The organism is Alphaproteobacteria bacterium (assembly GCA_016870095.1).
Classification (GTDB): domain Bacteria; phylum Pseudomonadota; class Alphaproteobacteria; order Paracaedibacterales; family VGCI01; genus VGCI01.
Genome location: VGCI01000001.1, coordinates 21,559 through 45,421, shown reverse-complemented (window position 1 = coordinate 45,421; position 23,863 = coordinate 21,559). Strand labels below are relative to the sequence as shown.

The following is a 23,863-nucleotide window of genomic DNA, read 5'->3' as shown; positions in this document are numbered from 1 at the left end:
CCAAACGTCAAAATTATTAGAAAGTTGAGACAGCTTGAACCAGTTTCGCTTAAGCTTTGGCCTTAATCTCTACTGTTCCCGCTTCCGTATTGGCCGCAATCGTTGGAATAAACATATCTTCAACTTGAAGGCCGGCGTATCGATAAATGCCGGGTGTAATTGCCCGTATACGATAAGCCAAGGTAAACGTTCTGACACCATCTGTTAATTTGAATGCCGCTATAAAGCGGTCATCTCGAGCTTCTGTTGTTAGAGTTTGTGTAAGCTCAGACCAAGGATATTTTTGAGAAGATTTTCCCTCTTGTTCCCCTGGTATGGGCGAGGTGCCAAGTCGATTGGACTCAATTTCAAATCCCGCCGGTAGCCAATCCACAGCTAACATATAATTGATCGCTTGAGGAGAGGTGTTTTGCGGCAATTCCCCCTTTAGAACAACAATTAATTGATCCCCTTGGGTAAGAGTCATCTTATTATTAAGAGTTACTTCTTGACCCCCTAACATATGGTAAGATCGTTTGATTTTAAGATTTTTTTCAAATGCCTTTGAAGCCTCTTTTGGAAACCCAAACAAAACAGAATTAACCCAAAGTGGTTTAGTACCTTTGTTAGAGAGAGTCAGCCCCTTAGAAAACATATTTTCTGTGAGAATTTGTGTAACCAGTTTACCATTTTCTACAACCTTATCATTAAGAGAAAGAATAACTTTTTCTGTTGCTCCCCCTAAACCTTGAGATGTTAAAGCATGAGATGCCCTTAACAACCACGCTTGCTCTTGCGTTGCCAGCTGATTAGACGGCTCCACAAGTTGAGCCAAAATCTTAATTTGTGATTCAGCGACATTTCCTAAATCCTTCAAGATAGGCGTCATTTTTAAGGTTTCTATTAAGGTCTTTATAAAGGCAGCTTTGTTGCGAATGAGAGTTCCGTAAGGAAGAAGGGTTGGATCACTTTCTGTGATCTCCAACATAGTCTCAAATGCCTGCTTTGATCGCCCTAAGTCGCCAATTTTAACAAGAGCTTGCCCTAATTGTGCACGACTCAAAGGATAAGTTAATTTGTCATAATAAGTATCAAAGAAATAGCGAACAGCCCCATCTTCGATGATTTCCCCTCCCGCCAAAAGAGAAAGTGCATAGGCTGCCTCAGCTAATTTTTGAGGGGAAGAATTAGAGTTTTGAGATTTCACAAAGTTACGTAAATAAACACCTGTTTTCTCAAATGTATACTCTGGCACTTTTACGCCAAGAGCTTTTGCTTGTTGCATAAAGTCGAATGCGTAGGCCGTTAACCAAACATCGGAATTCGGCTCATAGACACTCCATAAGGGGAAAGCTCCATCAATCCCTTGTTTTTCAGCCAAAATGGCAAAAACTTTAAAGAGATCTTTGTCAACATCTTTGGTCGTTTCTTCATCTATTAAAATACCCATCGATTTTTTATAAAGAAGCGCAAATCCGCGGCTAATGGTTTGTTCAACACAATTATAAGGATAGGTGGTCAATTTTTTAACGATAGCCATTACATCCCATGGAACATTATCAGAAGCTGTTAGCGTCAACGATGCCGTATTGGGTAATAAATTCTGCTTTTCCGGTATATCGAGCGTCTTTGTTTCACCAGGTTTAAGCAACAGTGTTGTTTTTACCGACGTTGCCGTCGTTGAGGGGCGTACTGTGATCTCAAAAGTTCTTGTAATAGACTCAAAACCCTCACCAGACACTGTAAAAGATACGGAACCATCACCTATACTTTTTCCTTTTAATGGAATCTGGGTATGCCAGGCTCCGTCTTTTTCAAGGGCAACAGTTTGCGTTTGTTCTTTCAGCTCAATAGATCCACTTCCTTTAATGGCCAACGTGACTGTTTTTTTTCCAAGAGACGGATTAAATAACGACAAACTCATTTGAGATGTGTCACCCACACTTAAGAAACGGGGGAACACGGGCTCACTAACGATGGGATCTCTCACAAGAAGTTGGGCGTCACCACTTCCAATGTTATTTTGGTTAAAAGCAACCACCATAAGTCGCAATGTGCCGTTAAAGTCTGGAATGTTTAAAGGAACAACCGCGTGACCTTTGGCATCAAGAGAAACGGGCCCTTGGAAAAGAGATATAATTCGGAAAGAACGCTTTGATAAAGCCGCTAAATTGCGCGCCAGAGCTCCCTCATCTCCCCCAGAACGCAATTCTCCCATTTCACCGGGAATCGCATCGAGAATTTTACCATATAGATCCCGCATTTCAACACCCAACATTCGCTTCCCTAAAAAGTAATCTTGCGGCTTTGGCGTTTTGAAATCCGTCAGCATGAGAATCCCCTCGTCTACGGCTGCAACAGTTACGAATGTCGTTGTGCCAATATTACCTGAAACCGTAATGGGCAAATCTAGTTTTTGACGCGGTTTCACTGCAGCAGGCGGTGTCAGGGAAACTTTTAAAGTACGAGGCTCTGGAGACAAACTCACCCAACTTAATCCAACGGCTCTTTTTGGGGTCAACGCATTTTGAAGCAGATCTTTCTCCTTATTTTTTAAAGGACGAAATGCAGACACCAAGACATAAGCTCCAGTGCCCCATGTCTCAGAAGCTTTCAAAGTTACATCTGTTCCTGCTTTTGAAACTTTGATATTGCGTGTTTCTAACAGAGACTGATTTGCCACAGCCAATATTGCTTCTCCATCAAAAGGGGAATCAATATGAAGTCGTATGGTTTCTCCAATACCATAATTTGGCTTATCTTGAATGACCGTCAATTTATCTGGGGTCATACTTTGGGAATTTGAAGACAAATGTCCCTTGGTAAAGCGAAAACTACTCACCGCACCGGTTTTGGGATCCTTGACTTCTAAGCGATAATATCCCCACCCTTCGATAGGCAAAGCGATTTTTGCCCCCTCTTCACTTGTCGTCGATAAGTCTCCAGCTTGAATTTGTTTGTCTTCTCGCACCGGTTTATATTCCCAACTTCTTCCTTGCTCAAAAGACCAATTGTAAAAAGTTTCTTCTGCGAAAAGCGTATAGCGAAGATTTGCTGCACTGACACGGGCCCCTTTCGGAGAAACGGTTATGATATCTATATTGGCGACTTTGTCTTGAAAATCGATGGCACCATTTTTAAAATTGCCTTTAATGCCAATCATATAAGGATAGGTTTGGACATCAAGACGGATTGTCCCTAATTGTGGTCTTCCCCCTGCGTCGCGAATAGCGGCTTGGATAATCGCTTGCAAAGGAACTGATGTCTCAATTTGCGGGCTAGCCGTTACACTGAGTTTTGCTTTCCCATTCGCATCTAAGGTTGGTAAGTCAACATCAAATCTTGAAGTTACATACTTATCATTGAGTAATCCGAATTGATAATCTGTGTACTGAGGAAAAGGATTAGGATGGCGACGAATCACAAGAGAAGCATCTCCCCTTAAACCTCCTGCCGCGCTCCCAAAGAGGTAGCGCCCCTCAACATCTATTGGTAGGGTTTTTCCAAGCACCATTAAAGGATCTGAGGATTTTAGGGTAACAAGTAATCGTGTAGGAACAAAATCCTCTACAGAAAATTGAACTTGACCAATGGGTTCGGCTTTCGGGTCTACAAATACTTGAACTGTCCATTGTCCTGCTCTGGATGAAGTTGACAACGGCATTGATAACTCATAGTACCCGTGAGCATTGCCTGTTAGTGTTTCTGTTTGCACCACGACTTCATCAGGTCGCATTAATCGAAATGTGAGAGGAGTTCCCCCAATTTCCGTAGCATTCCCATTACGAAGGAGCGTACTGATACGAACAGTCTCACCGGGACGATACACACCCCGTTCTGTATAGAGAAATGCATCCAAACGCCCGGGAACTTTTCTCCCTTCTACCCCTCGATCGCTCAAATCAAAAGCAGGGTCAGATAATTTCAGGGCAGCAAAATTTCCTTCAATTCCATAAGCATATATAAATGCAGGGCGATTTCCTCCTTTACCTTGCAAAAGAGCCATATCAAAGTGTGCAAATCCTTCCCCATTTGTTTTTTCCGAACTTAAAATTTGGTTATTGTAAGAGACAAGTTTTACCAAAATCTGACTTGAAGGAAGGGCTGTTGATAAGGATCGGACATTCACATCGAGACCCGTTGTACCTTTAAATGCTGTTAACCCTATATCTGTGACCAAAACCCACTGACTTGCACTCAAACTACTGTAATCTTCTTTGCTCGCCGCATCTTTCACAAAAATACCATAAGCTCCTGGCAATAAATCTTTCACAATCGTGTCTAAAGAAATTTGCTTGGTAATATTTTTGTTGGCCTCACCCCCTATGTCCATAGTGCCCGTATACAATAGTTCACCGTAACGATTTGTAATATCTGTCCAGGAATATGAGGAAACTTCATCTTGTAGATGACGATGAGGGCGTGCAAATCCTTCAACAAATGCATGGTCATTAACTCTTACCACTTTAACATCAATTTTTTTGACATTAACGGCTGTTAGGGGAACAAGAAGCTTATCATTTTTTTGTAAAATATAAGTTTTAGTCGGGAAATTCAGACGGGATGATTTGTCATCCACAAGAAAATTAACTTTGGAAGATTGAGTTGTTTTTTCTCCAAAACGACTAGGAATACCTTCTTTTACTAAAGCTTTATAATTTTCGCCAAATTGGATGCCACTTAAACAAACTTTTGTATTCCGAATATGAAAAGCCCCATCAATTTTAGGGCTAATTTCAAAAAAGTCTGCAGGTTTAAAACCCTCAGCAAGGGGGTGGGAAAAAGTAAAGCAAACTTGAGGGGTATTGCTATCACGATCTACTGAATGCTCTTTAAAAACAAATGGCATAAGATCGGCAAAATTGGGAAAATTTTGTCGAAGGGATTTTATGTCTGTTAAGGTTGCTAACTCAATCAAACATTTCTCTTCTGTTTCAGCATTTCTTGAGATGGCCGCATAAACAAGAAGCGCCAATGCTCGCTGAATTTTATCTTGAGATGTGAAATATACGTAGGCTGCTGCCTTTTCAGCTCGATTGGCAGCCTCATAATATCCTTGCTGATTTTCAATCGCTACCCGATAGGACGTAAGAGCGAGATCTAACCATAAATTTATATCTTGAGAATTCTGACCAATAAGTGTTTCAAGTTCTGCAATGGCAACTGCCCATTTTTTTTGAACTTTAGCATCTTTAATGCGCGATAAAATTGCGTCCTTTCCATTTCCCTTATTTGTTTTAGAGGCATTATCTCGCAAAGATTGTGCATACTCTTTAGCATTTTGTTGGTGCCATTCATAAAATGGGGACGCGTGCGCAGAACCGAGCGAAGCAACGATTAAAAATGCGTAAAGAATAAAAGAATGAAGCATCAGGAATATCCCTTAAAATAATATCTTAAAATTATCAGAGAGAAAGCACATTGATCCCTCCTAATCTTTTTACCATATTGTGGAAAAACAGAACATAGGGTTCTTGAATAAAGAAATGACTTTCTTGAAAAATAATAATTCTTACCATGTTCTAGATTCTTAACGAAGATTTAACCATCTCAAATTAAACTAAAAATAGAAGCATATTTTTTGAAGGAGAGTTCAAATGAAATTATCTTTAAAATTAGCCCCCTATTTAACAGCTTTCAGTAGCCTTTTGATTATTGAATCAACGATGGCAGATCCAAGAACTTGTCCCGTACTGAATAAAACGGAACTGAAGCAACTTTGTCGATGGAAAGCTCTATCCAAAATTCCTGGATTAAAAATTCAAGCGGGGCAAGTCACTGTAGAGGGAACAACTCTTGTGAATAAGCTTGGTACTTGTGGAGAATCTGATTCCGTTAAAGCTTTTTTTTCCAAAGACCCAAGCAAAACCTACGAAGGTGTGTTAGCAAAAAATCCCGCTGACATCAATAATTCTAACAAAGGTCTTTGCCTCTATAAAATAGATTCATTGGCTGGCAATAAGAGAGATATCGCATTTGAGGTAACTTTCCCGTCAGAAATTTCAATAGTTAAACCAACTACAGGTCCCAAAACAGTTCAAGGCGTCGATATAACGTCTAGTCCAGAAATTCAGTCAGTCAAAATTCATAAAGAAAATACTCATCAAAACCCTACGCCCCCATCCACTAGACCCGTTACACCACAAGTTGTATCTCCCGCAGGTCGACCTGTACCTCCTGCAACGAGAGCAAATCAACCCCCATTAGCGGCACCATCAGCTTTGCCGGAAACGGTGACGGAGAAACCGGGATCTAAACCACCTACGCGCAAACCACCTGCAGCACCAACTCCATCTCCAGCAGACGGAGCAAATTCGAAAACATCTCCTTCCAACGCCAACGTTAGAGGTATGGCGTTTCAAAACAAAACATTTACAAATGAAAAGAATGAACAAAAACTTCGTGATGCTGAGGGTGATTAAAAATATTTACCCCCAAAAACTAAAGAAATTGGTGTCAAAATTTTGACACCAATTTTCCTTATTATCCTTAAGCTATAAGTTTCTTCACTTACCCCCCACATCTTGAATCGGAATCTTTCCAAGGGCATGCCTATCCATTCATAATTTATATTGTTTAATTACTTAAATTAGATGATATTCAACACAGACTCTGACAATCACTTATCTCTATTAAGAAAAATGACTGAATATTTGTTAAGCATAACAAATCATTAAAAAATAAGGAGAAAAATCCATGCGACGTATGGCTTTCGGCATTCTAGGGCTTTTTGGTATCATTTTGGGATTAGCTCTTATTGTTCCTCTTTTTTTAGATTTTAATGATTACAAACCTGAAATTATTGCCAAAGCCAAAGAGTCATTAGGAAGAGAAGTTACGATAAAAGGTGAAATTTCTCTTCGCATTCTGCCAACACCACAGCTCTCAATAGGACAAATAGGTATTGATAACATTTCCGGAGGAAGCCCCAAAGAGTTAATTCACGTCCAAAACTTACGTGTTGCCATCGACCTATTCCCTTTATTAAAAAAACAAATAAAAATTAAAACCATTGAACTAGATCAACCAGAAATTTTTCTTGAGAAATTGGCCAATGGCCAAGAAAATTGGATGTTTAATCTTCCCGACTCTACATCTTCATCTCCTCACTTTGAAGTGAGCCTCGATAAAGTTTTTATTCATAAGGGACATATTACTTTCCGAGATAAAGGCAAAGACACCCAAATTCATAATATTAATGTGACAGGCAAGTTGGACACCTTGCAAGGTCCCTATACCCTAAAAGGCGATTTAAGCACCTTTGGTCAATCTGTCAAAATGGAAGGAAGATTTGGCATCCTTGGGCAAGCGCAGGATGTTAACTTAAAAATTCAAGCCGGAGATTCCACACTGAATCTTGAGGGCACAACATCCCTTTCTACGCGGGACTTTAAAGGAAATATAAAAGCTTTCGCAGATCTCAAGTCGTTGAATACTGAGAGCAATCCTAAGACAGCTTCTCCCTTAACGTCTGGCCCCCTAAAAGTTGAGGGTTCTATCACAATAAATGATCAAGGCATTGATCTCCATCAAGCAAAATTTAACATAGGTTCTGCCCACCCCACGGGAAATATTAAAGTCAGCTTTAAAGAGGCATTGCAAATTCAAGGCATGTTAAAAGAACTACCAGGTCAAGGGGATTGTGCGTTTACCCTAATCCCCGCTGCTAAAGGACTATCAGGCACTTTAAAAGCAAATGCTGGCAAAATGAATGAGCTATTAGCCTGGTTAGCTATTGACACTGAAGCTCTACCCATCGAGATTTTGGGCCCTGTAACTGTTTCCACTCACTTTACTGTGGGAGAAATAATACAATTAAGCGACGCCAATCTCTCAATTCAGAATGCAAAACTTCTGGGAAGTCTAGCTTGGGATACTCGAAAAAAAGAGCCTTTTCTCGTCGTGGATTTGCAAACACCTAAGATTGAAAATATTTTTAAAATTATGGGTGCTAAAGCCCCCCAACCTCTGGGGATCAGCAAGTTGAAAGGCAATATAACGTGGAATGCTAAATCCCTTCATTTGAGCCATCTTCAAGGGCAATTAGGTCCTCACTTCAATTTTTCGGGAAATGTGGATGTGAATCACGAAGGCACTAAGCCAAAAATTAAAGCAGCTCTCCTACTTAATACCATTAACATGAGCACTTTAGTTGCGTCTCGGATGCGACAAAATTTAACATTCCCAGAAGCAAAAATATTTCTCACCTCAACCAAAAAACAAGCAGAAAAATCCCTTTGGTCTCATGACCCTATCGATTTAAGTATTTTGAACAAATTTGATGGACAGTTTGAGATTAACGCCGCCAAACTAAACCAAGGCGATTGGGTCATAATGAACCCAAAATTGTTGGCAACACTCCAGAATGGTCGCTTAGACCTTACGTCCCTTACCGGCACTGTATTTGATGGATCGTTTGTGGGTAATGGTCATGTAACATCGACCAACTCTCTAGGCCTCCAAATTGTCTTAAAAGATGCAAACTTGAAACATCTCCCTGCACAAGGGACAAGTGTTAAACTGGTCGGTGGAAAAATGTTCTTTTCGAGTGATTTCACCACCCATGGAGATAGCCTCTATGCCATGGTTCACAATTTGAGCGGCCCAGTAACTCTTTCGGCAAAAGATGGGGTTATCAATGGTTTTGATTTGCATACCCTCAGCCAACGTTTAGGTTCTCTTCAAAATCCAGCTTCACTTTTGGGGCTTTTAACAACGTCGATGGGAAAAGGTCAAACTCCCTTCTCCAGCTTTAAAGGTGATATCGTTTTTAAAGAGGGAATTGGAACAATCCAGAATATGAATTTAGTTGCTCAAGGCGGACACGGACAAGCTGCGGGTCAAATTGACCTTCCCAAATATCTGTTAAATATCCAGGCGCAATTCCGTTTAACGGATCATCCAAAAATTCCCCCCTTTCAGATGCAATTAAGCGGCTCGATTGATCATCCGTCGCGAAAATTGGATACGGGAATGTTAGAAAAATATATGATAGAAAATGTTTTTAAAGGTGTAATAGATAATTTGGGAAAAGGTAATCTTAAAGCCGGGGATCTTTTGGGGGCCCTAATTGGTGGGGGGAAGATTTTTCCCGGCATAGCCAGATAAAGTCACCATATAAAACAAGGTTTTACGCAAAAAATTAGGGATATATTTAAAGGAATTATTTAAATATTTATTCTCAAAACAGCACGGATATTTTAAGAAATCATTAACGAGATTCCCCTACTCTTTGTTAGTAGGTACATCATTGTATGAAGGTGTATCCGGGAATTACAAATAACCCGGGGAGGGTGTTCGTCATGAAAATCAAACAAGCTTTTGCAACCATCACCCAAGCGACATGGTCACAATTAAAAGCCTTAAAACGGTACATACGCTCCAAAATTATCAAACTATCTAAATTAGGTGGCTCTCTCAGCGCCTTTTCAGTTTCTTTGATTGTGGTCATTGCTTGGGCCATAACGGGCCCATATTACGATTATTCAAATACGTGGCAGCTAGTCATCAATACAGGCACAACAATTGTAACATTCCTCATGGCCTTTAGCATTCAATACTCACAAAATCGTGACACAAAACAAATCACCATGATCTTAAAGTCCTTAATGAAACAAAATAAGGCATTAAGCGATCAACTCGAATCCATCGAAAAGGAAATGGAAGAAGATTAATAAAAGGAACCGTTATTCCTTATATTTCCATAGCATTTCCCGCTTTTCGTTGCCTTTTAACGCTGAATGTGATTTAAGTATCGTATAAACAAAATCTGTGAATGCTTAGCCCTATACTTTATTGTTTTAATTTAGAAATTAATTTACCTATGACTCATTCGTCTCAAATTCAGTCAAATTTACCTCTAACAACAGATGAGGGGCCAGTTGTTATTACATTCGGTTGCCGTTTAAATACTTACGAATCTGAAGTCATGAAAGATTTAGGACGGCAGGCAGGCCTCAGTCAGTCAATTATTATTAATACGTGTGCTGTAACAGCTGAAGCAGAACGTCAAGCCAAACAAACCATTCGCCGTTTGCGCCGGGAACATCCAGACACAGAAATTATTATAACTGGATGTGCATCACAGATAAATCCATCAAGCTATGCAAATATGCCCGAAGTCAGTCGCGTCATTGGTAATGATGAAAAAATGAAACTTTCAAGTTATCTAAAAACAACTGACCATGACCGTGTTTTGGTCAATGACATTATGGCTGTACGAGAAACTGCGGGACATCTCGTTGCCGGTTTTGAGGGAAAAGCTCGTGCCTTCGTCCAAGTTCAAAATGGCTGCGATCATCGCTGTACTTTTTGCACAATTCCTTACGGCCGTGGTAATTCACGCAGCGTAGCGATTGGGGAAATTGTGGCTCAAGTCAAAACGTTGATTCAATCTGGATACCAAGAAATTGTAATGACCGGAGTGGACATAACGGCTTATGGGGCTGATTTACCGGGTTCCCCAACCTTAGGCCAAATGATTCGAAGACTCTTGGCACTCGTTCCTGAATTAAATCGTTTACGTCTTTCTTCTCTAGACCCTGTTGAAATAGATGATGAACTTTGGCAATTAATTGCACAAGAACCTCGCTTGTTACCCCATCTACACATGAGTTTGCAAGCGGGAGATGATATGATATTGAAACGCATGAAACGCCGCCATTTGCGCGCCGATGCGATTGCTTTTTGTGAAAAAGCACGCTCCTTACGACCTGATGTGGTATTTGGTGCTGATCTCATTGCTGGCTTTCCGACTGAAACAGAGGAGATGTTTGATAACACATTACGTAGTATTGTTGATTGTGGTTTAACCTATCTGCATGTCTTTCCTTACTCTTCACGTCCCGGCACACCCGCGAGTCGCATGCCCGCCGTTCCCGGCCCTATCATTAAAAAGCGAGCAGCACTGTTGCGAGAAAAAGGCAAAGAAGCTCTTTATCATTTTTACAAATCTTGCGTTAACCAAGATACCCAGCTGTTGGTTGAAACGTCAGAGAAGAAAGAATATGGCATGCGAATCCGAGGGAAAACAGATCACTTTGCTCCTATAGAACTTGAAAGCCCTATAGAATATGCCATAGGATCGGTTATAAAAGCGCATGTTGTCGAGGCCACCTCAGAAGGCTTAAAAGGAAAAATAATCGAATGACCGAATCGGTAGAGACTATTGATGAAGAAAAAAGCGGTTGGTGGTCACGTCTGAAAAAGGGACTTAAACGCTCATCTGATCGCTTAGGTGATGGCCTTAAGACAATTTTTGTGGCTCGGAAGCTCGATCAACCCACCCTTGACGAGTTAGAAGAACTGCTTATCACAAGTGATTTGGGTGTTGAAACGGCCTCTCGATTAACAACAGATCTTGGGAAACAACGCCTCAATCAAGATATCAGTTTGGACGAGATTAAAGATTTTTTGGCCAACGCCATAGAGCTTATTTTAACACCCATGGCTCAACCCCTTCTTTTAAATGACAGATTAAAACCTCATGTTATTTTGGTTGTCGGTGTGAATGGCAGCGGAAAAACAACAACAATAGGAAAATTGGCGAAGCAGTGGAAAGACCAAGGACTTTCTGTAATGATGGCTGCCGGAGATACGTTTCGAGCTGCAGCTGTTGAACAACTACAAATTTGGGGCCAAAGAATAGATGTCCCCGTTGTTTCGGGAGCCCCGGGCGCAGATGCAGCCGGCCTGGCTTATGAGGCGCTGGTTAAGGCACAAGAAGCCGATACCGATGTGCTCCTCATTGACACAGCGGGACGCCTTCAAAATAAAGCCCATTTGATGGATGAATTGAAAAAAATTCAACGTGTCTTAGGAAAAATTGATGAATCCGCCCCGCATAGCACCTTATTAATTTTAGATGGAACCACGGGACAAAATGCTCACAGCCAAGTCCAAAATTTCAAAGAAATTATTGGCTTAACGGGTCTAATCATCACAAAACTCGACGGCACTGCGCGTGGAGGGGTTGTTGTTTCGCTAGCTGAAAAATTTGGGCTTCCTATCCATGCCATTGGAGTCGGAGAATCCGCCGATGATCTTCGTGCCTTTACGAGTCGTGATTTCGCTCGTAACCTGCTAGGCCTGGAAAGTTAGCCCGTTATAATTGCAGCGATTGTAGGGTAAAATTAGGAAAGTTTTAATATAATGATTATTAGGATATGCTAAGGTCAAAGAGTAGTCTTGATTATCCAACCCATAGGTGAAAATATCTGTGAACGAAAATATGAGTGACCTAACGAAGAATTTATTTCCTGACGTAAAAGACGTTGTAGGATATATGGATGCATCTGAAGCCGTTAATGCCATTGAAGCCATTTATAACAAGAATAGTATGCTCATACGAGATGCTTTTCAGCGACTTTTGGAAGGTGAAGAAGTTCCAGAGTCTCTGTTAGCCGAAGCGACATACCCTTATGTTGGTATTCAAGTCCTTTCCAAAGATCTTAATTTAGATGCTCGACTTTCTTATGGTGTTGTTGTTGAAGCCGGTGTTTACGGGGGCACAGTTACGCGTCTGGATATTTTTAAAGAGTATTATCTCGAACAAATTCGCCTCCTTATTGAACGTCATAAAGTTCCCGTTTATGTAGGATCGAGCAACTGGCCAATTCCCCTACCCTTTGCTATGGATCACACCCCGGCTCAATTAGACCCGCGTACCTTAGATATGGGGCAATTATGGCAATTGCAAAATGGATTTGCTTTGCCAGACTTAACTCGGGTTAACGATAATATTGCCAACTGCACTTTCCGTCCGGGAGCATCGGGTATTAAACCCATCTCCATGTTTAGTGGGGAGCGAGCCGATTATTCGCTCCATCGTCTCCATCATTACACGGGAACGTCTCCGAATCATTTTCAGGGATTTGTCCTGTTAACCAACTATCAACGCTATTTGGATGAGTTTGTGGCATTTGGGATTGAGCAACTTAAAAATTCTTCGGAATATGAAGCTCTTGTTATCCCCGGGAATACCATTTATCAAAAGGGCAATTTCGATGTCACCATTCCCAAAAATCTGCCACAAATGCCGGGGTACCACTTAAAACGGAAAGATGGCATGGGCATCACGTTTATAAATATTGGTGTTGGGCCCACAAATGCCAAAACCATAACAGACCATTTGGCGGTTTTACGCCCTCATTGTTGGCTGATGTTGGGACATTGCGCAGGGCTACGCTCCACTCAAGCTTTGGGTGATTATGTCTTAGCTCACGGATATGTGCGGGAAGATAATGTTTTGAATCAGGACTTACCCACCTGGATTCCTGTTCCCCCTATAGCTGAAGTTCAAGTAGCTTTACAACAAGCTGTCGAAAATATAGCCTTGGATCGAAAAGATCTTAAAACTGGGATGCGCACCGGAACGGTTGTCTCAACTGATAATCGAAACTGGGAATTGCGATCTGATTCTCTTTATGAACGATTCCGACAAAGTCGAGCAGTTGCCCTCGATATGGAATCCGCTACTGTTGCTGCCAATGGCTACCGCTTCCGCGTACCTTATGGAACTTTGTTGTGTGTTTCCGACAAACCCATTCATGGGGAAATTAAACTACGGGGCATGGCCAACAATTTTTATAACGAACGGGTGAATCAACATCTAAAAATTGGTCTCGAAACGGTGCGTTTGTTGCGCGAGCAAGGGGTTGATCAACTTCATTCACGCAAATTGCGCGGATTTGATGAGCCCCCGTTTCGTTAACTATTCTTTGCCCCTTAAATAATTCTTAAATATTTTCATTTATTCTAAGAAATAGAATTTTCTATTTTAGGGAGTAAAAAATGATGAAAAGAAATATATTTTTGCTTATGGCTGGCCTCATGAGTTTAACATCAGGCACACAAGCAACCATTCCCGCTGAAAAATGCTCAATACTTTGTGCGACGGTTGATGCTTGCAAAGGCAGTTTCAAGAAAAACCAGTGTACAGCAGATTGTGGTTCTATACTTAAAGACTCCTTGTGTGGCGGGACTTTAAAATCAACCCCAGCATTACCCAACAATTCAAATCAAGGGAGCCTGCCCGCTTCTTCATTCCAACCCAACACGCCTTCAACATCAAAGAGACCACTCCCACCTGTTCCGAATTCCAGAAATTCTGGGGGAGCAACAATAAATTTAGGGTCACAACCTCTCCCCCTTTCATCATCAGATTCTCAAATTTCATCTGATGCTTTATTTTTAGAAAAAATTAGCAATTGGCTTCTCCTTGCTAAGAAGTCCGATTGCCAAAGGCTGATACAAGAAACTCAAACTCAATGGCTAGATAAAATCCCTCCAAAACCGGTAGGATACGGTACTCCTGAAAATGATGAATACAGTATTAGTATTGATAGTTTTGACACTAAAGCTGAGGCCGAAGATTACTTGAAATTCGTAAAAGATTTTAACGCAAATGAATTTCCAAATCAATTTCAAGATATGAAGCTATCAAAAATTCCCTTAGAATTACAATCAATTGTAAAGAATGCAAAACCTGGAACTGTAGTTAATAAAGTCATTGTTATCTCAAAAACTGATCACAACAATCCTAAAGCTAAAACAAAAAATTATAGTTATAACGTGATATTTGTTAAAGAAAAAAAGAATAATACTTACAAGACAGCTCAGGATTATAAACTCAATATAGAACAAATACATAAATCTCTTGAAGACCTGAAAGCAAGGGTTCAAAACATTGTTGGAAGAGCTAAAAATCCACAGAATTTTCCGGGTAAGAATAATGATCCTGTAAAATTATTTGAAGAAATTTTTGGAGATATTGACTTGAATAGTCGAAAAAATTGTGAAAAATACACATCCAGCATGAATGCAGAACTGTCCAAACAAAATTCTGATATTCTGGCGTATAATGCTAAAAAAAATAAACCAAACGTTTTGAAAAAAATTACTCAAAAGTTGGGAATCAATAAATAGGTCTTTCATCACGAAGAGAAGGAATTTAAATATAAATTCCTTCCTTCCAAAATAATTTCCACACTTTATTCACGATTTTCTTTTTGCTGCTTAAGGATAATGCGTCCTCTGATTAAGTCACTTAAAGTTATGGGACGTTCATTTTCTTGAACTGTCTTTTTTCTGGTCTGTAGAATCAGATTTCGAATTTTCAAGTTCGTCAATTGAGGGAAAGCATTATTAAATTTAGTATCATTCGCCTCAATAACATCAGGAATTAGTCTTTGCACCTCTTCTTCATAATTTTGTGAATCCACATTATCATCCTGATTTTTTTCATCTAGATAGGGCAACATAATCAAACTCGGATTTTCACACAAATCAAGTGTTGTGAGCTCAGATAGGGAAGGTATAACAACATCCCAATTCCCAACAAGTTCACAATTAGCAGCTTTTAAGACTTGAAGATTTTTTAAGCCCCCTAACCCTTTGAGAGTAGCAACTGGATTTCCAGAAATAATGAGTTCAAAGAGTTGAACCATATTGCCTAAGGGTGCTACTTCATTCAGTCTGTTATTAGAAATGTCTAAATATTGTAAGAAATGCGTATTAACGCCAGTGAGTGGAGGAAAATGTACTATCCGATTATGGGCAACAGAGAGCCTTTCCAACCGCCCCCAGCTCTTTTCAAGAAAAAATAATCCTCCCAAATTATTATGGTTCGCATATAGCGTTGTAAGATTTGTAAAATCAATTGCTGAGCTAGGATTGCTAAGTTTATTGTGACCTAGATCCAACGTCTTACACCAATGAAAAATTCCTTTTAATCCTTCTGTGGTTGGCCATTTTACAAGTAATTCTTCATCTGTTAAATCACTCTTTCTTAAATCAAAAGTCTCTAATTGTGGATCTGCCACACCGAACTTAATCATATTTGTCTTCGGTTTTTCCGGTTTAGTGAAGACAACAAATTCCCAAGCAGCAGGAATGTAAGTCCATGATCCTTGACTGGATGTGATTTGTCGCCAAAGATTTCGATTCGACTCCAGAAGAAACTCCATCTTTGTACATAAACCATTATAATCTTTGATCTGAGTATAATTATATGGGTGAATTATGGGGTCATCCGTTGGTTGAGGTTCATTGGGTTTTGTTAAACCATCACCATATCCAATCATAACTGGCTTCGACTTTAGATGTAATTGTCTCAGAACATCTTTATATACAGTTCTGTGAAACTCTACAGATTTAAAAGATCTAAAACTTCTAACCATTGGGTTATATTTTTTAGGCATTGCCGTCCACTTGTCTGCTAAGGAATTATCTACAAGACCTGTTTCAGCATTGACCTCATCTCTAACATCACGAATCGATTCAATAAGTTTTCTGTAATCGTCGCGCGTAGCGTCCCCAGCTTTATCATTGTCTTTCATCGGATAAAAGGGAACAACATCTCCTTTCTTGTTTGTATACATTCTCTGCCGCACCAAACGTTGAGCCTCGAGATTTGGATCATTAGATTGCCTGAGATCCGCATCCTCACAATCTCCCCAATCCGCATCTGTAATATCTAAACCATCGTAAACTTTTTGGGAAAAATTTCCTCGATCAACGCTCTCACCAAGGATCGGTTCCCCACCAGGCGTGAAGTTTTTGGGTAGGTTTCTATACTGCTCATCTAACTTTTGCATTGCAGAAGACGATGATTGAAAATTCCGCTCAAAAGGATTTACATATTTTCGAACATGTTGCAGCCAACGTTTCCACACATGTGTTCCTCTTTCGTCTCTATGAAGAGCCGCCATAACGACCCCCTTGTTCGTAGAAAGATCCCTATTCCATCTTGTCAGGGATCTAAAAGGAAATTTTTTTGACAAATTATCTATTACTGCATGTAGTGGTCCTTCTTCCTTATTTAAATTTAGCCATTCTTTCCAAGCAGCTATTCTCCAACCACCGACTCGAGCCAATATTTCTTGTTTGTAAATCCTATTTAAAAAGATTAAAGCTTCATTTTCCCGTTCAATACGATCCAATCGGTTGATCAAACTCCCCAAACTAATTTTCAAATCAAAGGGGTCTATCACAAAAGCTTTAAAAGCTGGTTTTGCACGAGCTAGAGGAGAGGATTCTTTTCGATGAAGAATGCTGGCATCCGCTGTTGCTAATGTTCCACAAGCTAATTTGTTAATTATATCATCAAGAGATAAGCTTGGGTGACGACGTTGAGCCTCGTTGGCTAAAATCTTATAGGCATTTTCAGCTTCCTCCTTTCTAGCCCTAGCACGTTGATAACTAGCCGCTACTTTTTCATCTGCCGTCATATTCCACTTACCCAAAAGGGAGCTTGAACTGGCACTTAAATCAACTTTTTCGGGAAATATTGAAAGTTTATCACTTTCTTGTTCCTTTGCTTCGAATTTTCTTTGAGCTGCTTTTAATTCTCTATGAGCCTCATTAAATTTTCCCCAAAAAGTTTGCGTATCTGTAAGCCACTGCCAAAGAATTGGATTTACAACACTTTTACCCGGTTTTGAATAATCTCTCCCATATGGCTTGTGACGGGGATCAACGATGGATTCATCCGACAAAGCATGATCTTCATAAACGCGCGTGAGAGATCTTGGAAGAGGCACTACTTCTGGTGCCCTGTAATAAATGTGGGACTCATCACCTCTTAATGAAGATAAAGATGCGGAACGCACCATATGGTCAAATCTTGCATCAGTTGACAGAGAATGCGGCTGGAATTCTTGTGAGGCAGCCGTTGGAGAAGATGCTTGCTCTTGAGTGAGCTGTGGCTGAGAATTGCTCATACTCATCTGCCCTCCGAATGCCGATACATTTGATGGGTGAGATTGGGATGAACTTGCAACGGCTCTGGAGGATGAGCTTGATGCAGCTGAGACCATAGGGTGGTCTTTTTGCCGTGAAGCAGTTAAATCTACATCATCAGGATCTACAAGTTGTATAATCGCATCGCTGGAAGAGGAAGCTTGTGGAAGGCCTTGAGAAGTTCGTCTTACATGATTCCATGTTATTGGCGCCTGAGGCGCATGAGATTCATCTGAACTATCCGCAGCTTTTGATTCTGCTAAAGACAATAAAACTGCAGTAAATAAAAGAAAATACTTAAATAATTTGTTCATGAGATACTTTACCTTTATCTATTATTTTAAATAATTTATCCTAAAGATATAAAGGTCTCAATTTTCTGTCAATAGCAGATATTCTTCAAAACCATAATGTTTCAGAACTTCACAGAACTGAATATCTTTGTCACCAACGCTCGAAATATGTCCCCAAAAGATACGGACATTTTGCCACCCTGCTTTAAAAACCCAGGAATTGATATGCTTCAGATACTGCCACTAAACATTTTCTTAAACGAAGCAGGCTCAAATTTGTTGTTTACCTAAAACTTGTAAAAGGTATAAGATAAATTTTATATTAATTTTACTGGTGACCTGGCCAAATCTGGATTTTGATGTAAATGAAATATTTCCCGTTTTTACTGTTTTTTCTTACTCCTTCGCTCTCACTCGCGGAAGATATTACTCTCCAAAAATACCAGGAACGTTTAGCAAGCGGAAAAGAGCGTTTAGCCACACTTGAAAGTGACGTTAAAGCTGAGCTTTTTACTCAAGATGACGTTCTAAATTCGACGAAAGGAAAAATTGCAGCACAATGTTCTCGACTTTCACTACCATCTTCATTTCGTAATGAGCTAGATGTCTTATTAAAAACCTTTAGTCAACCAGAAATTCTAGTTACGAGTGAACAACATTTATCTCTGATTGCTTCACGCTCGATGTCGACATCTTCTACTTCTGACCCTATGGAAAATCTAAAAAATTTAGATGGTGTCATCGATAATCTTTCGCAATTTATCGCGTTTGCTGAGACAATCACCACTTGCACGGAAACCCTAAATCTTGCCTTAAAGCAAACGGTCTGGCAAAAACACGAAGATCTCGCCCGGGAATTATCTATTAAGATTCGGAACGGCAAATTAAAGGGAAGTGATCTTAAAACACTGTATCGCCACATTAAAAATTTTCGCCAAGAAACTGAGAAAGCATTAAAAGTTTATAATAATATTAAAATTGATACCCCCTCTAAAACGGATTTGGCCGCTCGCAAAAAACTACAAATTATTTTAAAAGAAATAGTAGATTCCTTATATATATTTTATGATCAGAAAGCCGCGATATTGTGGGCAATACTTCAAAGAACGTTGCCTATTGCTGATATACCAGACTATGAGATTATTGCTTCAGAATCTTTCACAAATGATACGCACAACCCGATAGCTGATTTTCTTAAGCACGTAAATGTAGATGAAGAATTTACTATTGAAATGCCCCTACAATCGGCCGAGCCTATTCTTCCCTCTTCAGCATCAAATTCATACCTACCCAAACCTTTGCAAAAATTACTAACCTCACCAAAGCCAGCTGTTACTCAAGAAACACCTAATCTTAAAGAAAGTTTGGCAAATGACCTGGCTAGAGAATTTGCCCCCCCTCCGCAGTGGGACGAAAACAGGGAAAGATTTCGTAAAGAAATTTCTCCGTGGTTAAATGTACCTTTTATAATAAGCAACTTAAAAAAAGCTTTAGCATTTTACGCAGCTTCTAAAAAAGTATACATGGTAGGAAGCCAAGATGACGCTAACCCAACAGCTGTATTGACAATACCTGGCCAGACGGGCGAGAGATTAACACAATCATTCGCCAGAAAAATATGTAGTTTAGCGGTGAGAGGCACTTTGTGTGCGGATTTGGTTGACGGAAATAGAGAAACTTCACAAGGCGTAGAAACCGAATTTGGGAAATTTGTATTTAGAAGAAGTCTTCCCTCCTCACTTTCCCATATTGGGGAACACTTCACCCGCTATTGGCTTGAAAGTCTGCTCGGGATACCCACAGAACCACTTGTTTTTTTCACTTGCAGTCAAGTAGATTGTTTAAGACCCTTAAATACCCAAAACCTAACGCCTAATAATTTTACAGACAACTTTTTGAGCGATTCGAAAAACTGGAAAATGGCAAAAAATACGTATTTCGTGACGGCACAACGAAAACTAACGGGACAATCTTTAAGAGGTGTATTAAATACCGTGGCCACAGGTCAAGTCAGTCTTGCGGAACTTCTTGATGAGAAATCCTTAGGGGTGCATTTTCTTTTTAGCCTATTAACCAGAAATCATACGCCACTCGACAACTTTGAGCTCGTTCAAAATGGAAAATCAAGACGGTTAAAAAATGTCGGATTCAACCCCCTATTTCCAATTCCTTCCTTGACTGAGGAAAATGGTCAACCCGCTCAACATCCCAGCAATATTTTATATCTTCTTCCTTTTAGGAACACTCTTATACCCCCACAGATTAAAGAAATTTTTGTGTCTAGTGACATATATCTTGTTTTAGCAGGTGTCCTATCAGAACTTACAACGCTTCAAGGATATTATGATACCCTTATAGAACAAAATAATCTCAATCCTACTGTTAATGGAGAACAACCCAAAAAAGAACTTAACGAAGCCCGCGCCCTCGGTCTCCTGATTGGTGGACGCAAACAAGCCATTCAAATGATAATTAATAATTTTTATGCCCTTCGATCAGCTTTAGCCCCAGAAGACATTACTTATACAGCTGTACTAAAGAGCGTGTGGCCTTCTGAATTTGAATTTCACGAGCAGCATTTGAAGAAAACACAAAAAGATACAGACATTGTTCCAATGTTTTTTGAAACAATTGTTCCCATAATACTTTCCACTCTTGAAGCTAGAATTAAGGGATCAACTGATCCGCAACCAAATGATATGAATTTAGAGGATGTAGAATCTTATAGAGGGTATGCTGATCTATTTAAGGCCCACGCAATAAAATATATCGCACAAAGAAAAGATTTAACAAAAAAGAAACCAGAAAAATCTAAGAGAAGAAGTGTTTTATGGACTGAAATAACTGATTTAAGAAAAATTGTTGAGGGAAATAATCGGACAATTGAGACTTTGCGACAAGCAGAAGCTAATCAAAAAGAAACTTCAGAAATAGCAGCCCTTGCAGGGCGAAATTCAAACGCTCTTAAGGAAATTGAAGAAAAAATGAGGGAGCATGGTAACGTTATTGCTGAAATTGATTTTATTAATAATATTGCCAGTACTGATTTTAAGAAACATCCCTTAGAAAATTTTTTTGATAACGTTAAGCCCCTTTCAGATTTTAAAAAAATTCCTGGAAGTGTGTTTCAGTTTTTTATTAATTATTATAATATAGCTCGGGAAAGAGGTGCATTTGATATTAGAATAGCTCTGAAAGCCTATGAAACGGTGCCGGTTTTAGGAGGATCTGCAGGAGCGGCGAGCTCAAGTTCGAGTAATGTTGCAAGCAATGTGGCTGTTGCTTTACCCGATCATTTGCTAGCAGATATGGTCCGAGATTTAGCTGAATGTACTGAATTATCTTTAGTCTATCCCAATTTAGCATTGGCCGTAATCAATCCATTTCTCAATATGGCTTCTCCACTCCTAATCCCTTCTCAAAATCTTGTTGCTGAGGTACCAAGACCTTTAAAACTTCACGTAAGTTGGAGTAGCTTATTATTTGACGTCAGAAGTGTATTTGTCGCGCCACCGACGAACGTACTCTACTTTTTTAGGATGCGTGGACTAACGCCGGCAGATGAAAAAAGAGCTTTAGAGCGAGAACAATTAGTTAAATTTGAGACTCAGAAAACTTGTACATCGCGTGTGGGTGCACAAATAATTGAGCGTGCCTTGACGCCTAGTCAACGACAAAGGCATGCTCCCGGTTTTCTTTTGCGACAGTTATTATTTGGAAGTGAAATCAATCCAAAATGGGAAATGATTGTTGCCGCAATTGGTGATCTTTTACTTCTTCCCTCTGCAAGTAGCCTTTCCTACTCTGATAATATTTTGCAAGATCCTGGATCCATTGGACTTGTATTGGGTCCAAATAGAAATAGAGGTATTTTTAAGCTTAACCACACAACCGGTTCCCATACATTAGCAACATATAGTGAGAAGTGGGCTCCCTTACTCGCACGACCCACTTTTTTACCCTGTAAACTTCGTAAATCTATTTTAAGTATCTATATGCCGCTGCTCTCTTTGCAATGGTTAAAAGGATTAAAAGAACAGTCTCCAACTACTGAATTTGAACCTTGGTTTATGGGGGTACTTATAGAGCGTTCGGCTAAATTACAAGAATTATTAAATAGAGATTTATCCATAACGTTCAGACAAATTCTTTCAACTTTATACCCTGAACTTCAATTTTTCATAGAAACTATTGATAATCCGACTCTAAATTCAATTCCAACGAAAACAATGGAAGAAAGTACAAGCAATTTTGATTGGATGAATGAAGAAACATCTAAAGTGGGTACAAACATGGCCTCCCTTCTAAATGAATGGGATAGGTTACACGAACAAACTGCGGATGCTCCTGTCTCTATTGACCAAGCGGCAACAGAATGGTTGAAAGAAGTTGTTCCCGAAGAACTTGAACCCCAATTGTTGCAGGAAGTTTTAGAAGTAGCTTCAAAGTTTAATATCGACTTTGAGAATAATAGATTTCCCCATTGGACCAAACCTACAATTATTAGGGGACTTGCCAGGACGGCCCCTATTGCCTTAGTAGAACTTGCCGCCTCTTTGAGAATGGGTTTTCAGGTGAGACTGACACAGCAAGTAAGTGGCATCGTAGAATCTCTCACCATATCGGGAACTCGTGGGACGGACATTTTAAGAGAACTCGTCATACTCTACCCTAAGACCCAAGTGCTCACCCTTAAAGATAACAACTTAAGATCTTTAAGTCCTCTTTTATCTGGATTAAGAGCATTACCTCACTTGACAACCTTACGTATTGAGAACGAACCTTTTCATAATCCTGCCCCGGCTGTTGGCTTGCCAAAACTTCATACTTTAGAGTTATGCAATACAGGGGTGCCGTCCATGGCAATACTTGAATTTCAACGATTAATACAAACTCTTTGTACCCAGTCAATCGACAAACTTACTTCTTTAAAAAGTACAAATACGGAGAAAAATGCGGAAAGAGATCAGAAACATAAAGATATGGCTCTTCTCGATCAATTAAAATTTTTAGTAGAGGTTGTTATTGATCAACATACAACTCAAGAAACTCTGGAAGAAGTCATCTATACAATTGAATATATTGCCAGAGATCCTTTTTTCTTTACCGCTTTGACTCAAGCTGAAGGTGAATTTAAACCACGTATCCAAAACCTTAGAAAACTTATTCCTCTTTTGAGTCAACCTTATGACCCCCAAATTTCTTCTCAAAAGCTTCTTTTTGCCTATCTTCATGGGCTCCCCAGCGGCACAGTTAGAGACGCCATGACTTTGACATCTCCTATTTCATTTGAAGCCACGGATCTGCTTGAACTCAAGATTGCGGGTGTATGCCCAAACGCTAATTTTTTAAATCGTCTCCACATTTTTACCAATCTGACACATCTTTACTTATCTGGTGCTGCATTAACAAATTTTACTGATTTTCCACGAATGGTTGGTTTGCTCGTGCTCGATGTGAGTTCCAATCATATTGACTCTTTAGCGAGTCTGGTAACAGCAGAGCAACATAAGAGATTTCCAAAACTCACCACGTTAAACATTTCAAAAAATAAATTAACAAGTAGAGGATCAACATTAGAACTTTTAAGGGATCTTATTTATCTTACCGACCTTAATCTTGCAGATAATTTATTGACGGAAGTTCCCTCACTTGGGAAAAATAGTTTCCCCAATCTTATTAGTGTTGACATCCGAGATAATGATATTCCGGCACCTTTACTTGAAAAATTTAAAAATACTGATACGCGCTTTTATACGCCGCAACGTATTGTAAATGCACCACAGTAAAGGACTGAAGCAAGTATGACTATCTAATATTTAATAGAAATTTGATTAAAATTTCTTGCTCTT

The 23,863-nt window shown here is 39.7% G+C and carries 10 protein-coding genes; 8 read left to right on the top strand and 2 right to left on the bottom strand.

What is annotated here, in order from left to right:
- Positions 1–49: 49 nt before the first annotated feature.
- Positions 50–5,350 carry an alpha-2-macroglobulin family protein gene (locus FJX03_00175; GenBank protein ID MBM3632114.1) on the bottom strand — a complete coding sequence of 1,767 codons (5,301 nt, stop codon included), beginning with the start codon at positions 5,348–5,350 and terminating at the stop codon, positions 50–52.
- A 226-nt stretch (positions 5,351–5,576) separates the two neighbouring features.
- On the opposite strand from FJX03_00175, the gene FJX03_00170 reads away from it, so the two are divergent.
- From FJX03_00170 to FJX03_00140, 7 genes are all read left to right on the top strand, one after another.
- Positions 5,577–6,401, top strand: a complete 825-nt coding sequence (locus FJX03_00170; GenBank protein MBM3632113.1) for a hypothetical protein — start codon at positions 5,577–5,579, stop codon at positions 6,399–6,401.
- Positions 6,402–6,675: 274 nt separating this feature from the next.
- Positions 6,676–9,087 (top strand): AsmA family protein, encoded by a 2,412-nt coding sequence (locus FJX03_00165; protein MBM3632112.1) that lies wholly within the window; start codon positions 6,676–6,678, stop codon positions 9,085–9,087.
- A gap of 146 nt (positions 9,088–9,233) precedes the next feature.
- Entirely contained in the window at positions 9,234–9,653 is a 420-nt protein-coding gene (locus tag FJX03_00160) for a low affinity iron permease family protein (protein ID MBM3632111.1), read from the top strand.
- A gap of 149 nt (positions 9,654–9,802) precedes the next feature.
- On the top strand, positions 9,803–11,128 hold the full coding sequence (gene mtaB, locus FJX03_00155; GenBank protein ID MBM3632110.1) for a tRNA (N(6)-L-threonylcarbamoyladenosine(37)-C(2))-methylthiotransferase MtaB: 1,326 nt from the start codon (positions 9,803–9,805) through the stop codon (positions 11,126–11,128).
- Positions 11,125–12,078, top strand: coding sequence for a signal recognition particle-docking protein FtsY (ftsY, locus tag FJX03_00150; GenBank protein ID MBM3632109.1), 954 nt, complete (start codon positions 11,125–11,127; stop codon positions 12,076–12,078). Before mtaB ends, ftsY begins: the two co-directional genes overlap by 4 nt.
- 130 nt (positions 12,079–12,208) lie before the next feature.
- A complete protein-coding gene (locus FJX03_00145) occupies positions 12,209–13,690 on the top strand; it encodes an AMP nucleosidase (protein MBM3632108.1) in 1,482 nt (493 codons plus the stop codon).
- 80 nt (positions 13,691–13,770) lie between these two features.
- Positions 13,771–14,904, top strand: a complete 1,134-nt coding sequence (locus tag FJX03_00140) for a hypothetical protein (protein ID MBM3632107.1) — start codon at positions 13,771–13,773, stop codon at positions 14,902–14,904.
- Between the two features lie 65 nt (positions 14,905–14,969).
- Here the strand turns inward: FJX03_00140 and FJX03_00135 are convergent, their stop codons facing one another.
- Positions 14,970–18,032: a leucine-rich repeat domain-containing protein gene (locus FJX03_00135; protein MBM3632106.1), complete on the bottom strand. Its 3,063-nt coding sequence runs from the start codon at positions 18,030–18,032 to the stop codon at positions 14,970–14,972.
- A 344-nt stretch (positions 18,033–18,376) separates the two neighbouring features.
- Between FJX03_00135 and FJX03_00130 the strand changes: the two genes are divergently transcribed.
- A complete protein-coding gene (locus FJX03_00130; GenBank protein ID MBM3632105.1) occupies positions 18,377–23,800 on the top strand; it encodes a hypothetical protein in 5,424 nt (1,807 codons plus the stop codon).
- Positions 23,801–23,863: the final 63 nt, after the last annotated feature.